Genomic DNA, 6,129 nt, shown 5'->3' on the forward strand with positions numbered 1-6,129 from the left:
GATTTCCCTTGCTTATATAAAAAGAAAAAACATGGAATTATGAAAAAATATTTATTAATAATAAGCAGTTTTTCAAAACTTAAACAAAAATCCCTTATATAGATACTTAAGAATTAAATTTAATTTTTTTAATAAAATTATCAAATTATAAAAAAATCACAGTTACTCAAACCGTGATTCTAGTATTTTTTCTAATAAAGTTTTCTCTTTTAAATAAAAAAATTTATTAATTAATCTAAATTATTCTAATCTTTAAATTTTGTTTCAAAATTCTCTACAATATCTGAATGCTGACATCAACATCTGTATTTAAATATAACTTTTCATTCTTTCGTAAAAATGCCTTCCAAACTGTTCCATTTTCTAAATATACATCAACCGTTTCAAATTTAGAAATATCTATTCTTTCCAGTTTTACTTCATTTTCTTTCAAATTAACTATTTTCCTGAAATTTTTATCAATATTCTCATCGATTCTTTCATCATCAACAAAATAAATCTGATTTATTAATGCACTTGCATATTCTTTCAAGTTATTTATAAAATCATCACTGTAATGACTCGTAAATAACCATTGATAAATAACATCCTTTAGTGTCAAAATTTCCATTTCCAATATTTCCTTATCAGAGTAAATCAGTTTCATATTTTCCACAGTAAATCCCATAGATGTGAAAAAATAATGTTTCTCGTGTGCCTCAAGATAATTTGGAACAGTATAAATCATATTTCCAAATCTACGTAAGTAAACATTCTCGCAATTACCGAGTTCCCAGTTGTATTTCTCCTCGTTTTTGTTTTCTCCATAATAATTTCTCCACTTTAAATTATATTCTTCACCCCAAAATACAGCCTTATCTTTTTTCATAATTTGAATCATCTCTATTTCATACCTGTCATTATAAATCCAATCGCCTAAATCTTCATGAAAAAATCCGACTTCAGTCCATTTCATTATAATGCTTTCCCGTTTCCATTTCACATTTTCACTTGGCATCTAACACCTCTTTTCATTAGTAATTCGTGTAACATAAATATAAAAAAATTCAAATCCAAATCAATTTACTGTTTTTTTTATCCCCGAAAACTTAGTCAACACATCATCCTGTATAGTCCCAGCCCACTTTGCTACTTGCCTCAACGTTATTTTTTCGGTAATTCCATTTTCAATATTCTTCTGACTTCCAACAATTACAACTTCATCATTCATTCGTACATTTTCTATATCCGTTAAATCCACAAAAATCATATCCATACAAATTTCTCCAATAATTTTTGCCTTTTTTCCATTTACCAAAACATACGCTTCTTCTGAATTTTCAATTTGCTTTTGAAATCCATGTGCATAGCCTATTGATACAATTCCTATTTTAGAATCTCTGTTTACAATGCCTTTACTTCCATAGGAAATTTTATCGTTTTTCTTCACGTTTCTTACGTTTATCATTTGTGATTTTACTGTTATAACGTCTAATAATCCCATATCATAAGATAAAGGCTCCATTCCATAAAGCACCATTCCCACACGTGCGAAATCATAATTGTATTTTTCTCCATATTTAAAAAGCAACGGACTTGCCTGCAAATGTTTGTACTGGTATTTTACATTATTTTTGTCAAATATCTTTAAAATATTTTCATATTTTTCAACTTGCTTTTCAGTTTCAATTTGATTTTCTGCATCTGAGATATGAGAAAAAATAGAGATTATTTCCAGTCTATTATTTTTAGAATTTATTTCATATTTTTTTATTTTTTCAATTAATTCCAAAATTTCATTTTCATTAAATCCAAGCCTGTTCATTCCACTGTTTACTTTTATATGGATTTTAAAAACTGTATTTTCAAAGGATTTATCCAAAATTTTTAAGTAATCGGATAATTGTGAAAAATTAAAAATTGTAAGTTCAACATTATTTTCTATCACATATTTTAAATTTTTAGGCTCAATATAATTAAGTGCCATTATCTTTATTTTTCTATTTTCCAAAAAATTTACTTTTTTTTCTTTTTCAAATTTTTTTAGAAATTCACGAATTTTTATCGCTTCCTCAATATATGCCACCGCAAAGTAATTACAATTATTTTCTAGCAATATCGGAAAAATATTTTCAATTCCTAATCCATAAGCATTATCTTTAATTACACAAATAATATTTTTATTTATAGAACGTATTTTTTCTAAGTTCCTTTTTAGATTTTCCCTATTTATTTCCAAATTTACTAACATTTTTTATTGTTACTCTCCTTGACAAATTCCTAAACTGTTATTATTAATGGAGCCATTATTCCTAAAAGGATAACTAATCTCAAAAGCAGAATTTTACGATAAATTTTTTGATACTGTATTTCGGGTATTCCTTTCTCTTTTAAGAAAAATCCGATTGCTGTGATTTTATTAGAAGTGTCACTTCTGCTATAACGGTTTACGTACGGTTCGAATAATATTTTTTCTCCATTAACTGTCAAATGTATTCTTGGTGTTCCCACATATTTATCCATGTATCCTGTCGTATTTTTACTATCCAAATTTTTCCCATTTAATGAAACTGCCCCATTTTCAACTTTTAACTTATCAATTCTCAAAAAAATAAACAAAATCCAGACAACAATGGCAGCAACTGGCAAAAAAGCTGAAATTGTCCTTGCAACTTGAATTTTTTCCAGCAAAGTAAACGCTATCCCATAGATAACTGACAATATCGCCATTAATATCAGAATTTTATCCACTCCCTTGTGAATTAATCCATTAAGTTCAATTTTTTTATTAGTAATTTCCATAATAAACAACTCCCTTCCAGCCTTTTTTAATTTAAAAAACAATACTAAAAACTGAAATCAAAATTTATAATTTACCCAAATCTATTTTTTAGTCTGAAAAACAATTATATATTTACTTTTCTTCCAGAAGTCCTGACACAATGAGCTTTCTAAATGCTCTTGCCCGATGGCTCACACTTTTTCTTTCTTCGTCATCTGCTTCTCCAAATGATTTTCCTAGCTCATACGAATAAAAAATTGGATTGTAGCCAAATCCATTGTTACCTCTTGCTTCAAACAAAATTTCTCCTTCTATTTCTCCACGAAATGAATGAATTTCTCCATTTGGAAAGGCAATACTTACAACAGATACAAAATGTGCTTTTCTATTTTCTTTTTTCACATCCTTCAGAAGTTCCAGCATTTTTTTGTTCTTTTCGCTGTCAGTCGCATTTTCTCCTCCAAATCTTGCCGAATAAACTCCAGGTCCTCCATCTAAAGCATCTACACAAAGCCCTGAATCATCTGAAATTGTTACAATATTTGTATAATCTGCAATTTCCTTTGCCTTTTTTCGTGAATTTTCCTCAAAAGTTTCTCCATCCTCCACAACATCAGGAATATCAAGCCCATCTAAAATCGTTACAACTTCCAAATCCATCCCTTCTGTCAGTTTTTCAAAATCTTTTATTTTTCCCTTATTTTTCGTCGCTAAAAATACTTTCATTGTATAACTTTCCTTTCTTACGCAAAATAGGGGTATGCTTACCCCCACCTAAAGATTTTTTTCTTCTGTATAATTATCTTTTATAATTTTATTTACAATATTGTGAACTTCCTTTTTTTCTTCTCTTGACATAGATTTTAAATCTACTGGCTTATCCACAACAATTTTTATATTTTTATTTGGCGTTACCTTTAAACTTTTACGGCTTTGCACTTCATAAGTTCCAATAATTGTGATTGGCAGAATTCTTGCATCTGTATCTGTTGCAAGTTTAAAGCTTCCTTTTTTAAATTCACCAATTGTACCATCCTCACTTCTGCTTCCTTCAGGAAAAATCACATAAGAATGTCCTTTTTTTATTTTACTGATTGCATCTTTCATATCCTTCATTCCCTGTCTTGCATTTTTTCTATCCAGAAATATACAGTCAAAGGAACGCATCCAACGTCCAATTGCAGGCCATTTTTTCATTTCCTTTTTTGCAATGAAAGAAAAATCAAGTGGCAAATATCCTAATAATGCAGGAATATCTACATTACTCTGATGATTTGAGATTAATATAACTGCTTCTTTTGTGTCTCGTATTTTTTTTATTTCTTCTTCACTGCCATTCTTGTAAATAACTTTTACTTTGCTTCCAGCTCCCCAGATTAGATTTTTCCCCCAATTTTTGGCTACTCGGCATACATATCTATATCTTTTTTCGCCTTTATTGAATATTAGATACCATATATGAACAAAACTTCCATAAATAAAAGTTCCAACTAACACAAGATGGTAAAATATCGTTCTCATACGATTTCCTCCTTTACCGTTATTCATAATTTTCTTTATATTCTTTCAGCTTTCTAAAAATTTTGTCAAGGGAAAAACCTTGTCTTGCTAAATACTGTATAAGTTTCTGTTCTGCCTTTACTTTTTTTTCTTCCCTCTCATTATTTATATTAATCTTTTTACTATTTTTTTCAATCAATTTTTCTAACTTTGTGTCATCGACATTGTCTTCTTTTTCCTCAGCTAAAGTCAGATAAGCCTTTTCAATTGTGACTTTATCAATTCCTTTTTGAAAAAGGTTGTAGGAAATACGATTTTTACCGTAAGTTCTGCCTTCAATATATGAAATAGCATAATTCAGGTCATTTAGATACCCTAGTTCTTCCAATTTTTCTATTGCCTGTAAAATAGCCGACTTGTTTCTAAATTTTTCTTCCAGCTTTAACCGTATTTCTTTTTTTGTCCTGTCTTTTAATGAAATTAGAAAAATTCCTTTTTCAAGAGAGGCTTCATACGAAATCTCATCATAAAACCTCTCAATATTGTCATTTACCTTTAAATCATATTTCTGCCTGATAAGAGGACTTATATCCATAATTTCCTCAGTATCAAGATATATCTTATTACGATAAATTTTATTAATCTTCATTATTTCCTGCTTCTTTATTTTCAACTTCAGCAGTTTCTACGATTTTTAACTGCTCTGTTTCCTGTTTTGGACGAATAGCTTCCAGCACTTGCTTTTCAAGCCTTCCGTATACTTCCTTGTTTTCCTTTAGCATATTTTCAACATTTACACGCCCCTGTCCTAGACGTTCATCGCCATAACTGAACCATGCTCCACTTTTTGAAGCAATCCCAAGATTAATTGCCGCATCCAGAACTTCTCCAATTCTTGAAATTCCAGTTCCATACATCACGTTGAATTTAGCCTCTTTAAATGGTGGCGCAACTTTATTTTTTGTGACTTTGACTACAACTTCGCTCCCAATAACATCGTCTCCCTGTTTAACAGAACCTACTCTTTTTACTTCCAGCCTCACAGTTGAAAAGAATTTTAAAGCACGTCCTCCCGAAGTAGTTGTCTGCACTCCTGGAACAAATGAGAATCCACCAATTTTTTCTCTTATTTGATTAATAAAAATCATAACTGTATCAGATTTTGAAATACTTCCTGTTAATTTTCTAAGTGCTTTTGACATAAGCCTTGCCTGAAGTCCCATTTGCTGATCGCCCATTTCTCCTTCGATTTCAGCTTTTGGAACAAGCGCCGCAACTGAATCGACAACAATTACATCCATTGCTCCACTTCTTACAAGCATATCTGAAATTTCAAGTGCCTGCTCCCCTGTATCAGGCTGCGAAATTAAAAGTTCATCAATATTTACTCCAAGAGCCTTTGCATAAACTGGATCTAAAGCATGTTCCGCATCAATAAATGCCACAGTTCCTCCAGCCTTCTGAGCTTCCGCAATAATATGAAGTGCAAGTGTTGTTTTCCCTGAAGATTCCGCTCCATAAATCTCAACAATTCTTCCTCTTGGCACCCCACCAATTCCAAGCGCTATATCTAGATTTAAACTTCCTGTAGAAATAGCCCTTATATTCATTTTCTGATTTTCACCAAGTTTCATTACAGCACCGTCACCATAATCCTTCTGAATCTGCTTTAGTGCCAAGTCAAGCATTTTCTCCTTTTCGCTTAACGCTTTATCATCCTTTTCTTTTTCTTCAGCTTTTTTTCTAGCCATTATACCCTCTCCTTATTTATTGTTATATTTCAAACATTATTATATCACAATTTGATTTCTTTTTATATAGTAAATTATCCTTCTACACGACAAACGCATGAATATTTTAAACTATTT

General features: G+C 30.4%; 7 protein-coding genes. All 7 read right to left on the minus strand.

Going from position 1 to position 6,129, the window contains the following annotated elements:
• Positions 1–274: 274 nt before the first annotated feature.
• A complete protein-coding gene (locus HMPREF1552_RS06120) occupies positions 275–997 on the minus strand; it encodes a hypothetical protein (RefSeq protein WP_021744251.1) in 723 nt (240 codons plus the stop codon).
• 60 nt (positions 998–1,057) lie between these two features.
• Positions 1,058–2,230, minus strand: coding sequence for an alanine racemase (gene alr, locus HMPREF1552_RS06125; RefSeq protein WP_021744252.1), 1,173 nt, complete (start codon positions 2,228–2,230; stop codon positions 1,058–1,060).
• A gap of 29 nt (positions 2,231–2,259) precedes the next feature.
• Positions 2,260–2,781, minus strand: a complete 522-nt coding sequence (locus HMPREF1552_RS06130) for a hypothetical protein (RefSeq protein ID WP_039901304.1) — start codon at positions 2,779–2,781, stop codon at positions 2,260–2,262.
• Between the two features lie 112 nt (positions 2,782–2,893).
• Positions 2,894–3,487, minus strand: a complete 594-nt coding sequence (locus HMPREF1552_RS06135) for an XTP/dITP diphosphatase (RefSeq protein WP_039901305.1) — start codon at positions 3,485–3,487, stop codon at positions 2,894–2,896.
• Between the two features lie 48 nt (positions 3,488–3,535).
• Complete coding sequence (locus HMPREF1552_RS06140; protein WP_039901306.1) at positions 3,536–4,282, minus strand: 1-acyl-sn-glycerol-3-phosphate acyltransferase; 747 nt, start codon at positions 4,280–4,282, stop codon at positions 3,536–3,538.
• Between the two features lie 19 nt (positions 4,283–4,301).
• A complete protein-coding gene (locus HMPREF1552_RS06145) occupies positions 4,302–4,910 on the minus strand; it encodes a regulatory protein RecX (protein ID WP_039901310.1) in 609 nt (202 codons plus the stop codon).
• Entirely contained in the window at positions 4,900–6,012 is a 1,113-nt protein-coding gene (recA, locus tag HMPREF1552_RS06150; RefSeq protein ID WP_021744257.1) for a recombinase RecA, read from the minus strand. Before recA ends, HMPREF1552_RS06145 begins: the two co-directional genes overlap by 11 nt.
• Positions 6,013–6,129: the final 117 nt, after the last annotated feature.

Origin of the sequence: Leptotrichia sp. oral taxon 879 str. F0557, assembly GCF_000469385.1 — a bacterium.
In the GTDB taxonomy this organism is placed as follows: domain Bacteria; phylum Fusobacteriota; class Fusobacteriia; order Fusobacteriales; family Leptotrichiaceae; genus Leptotrichia; species Leptotrichia mesophila.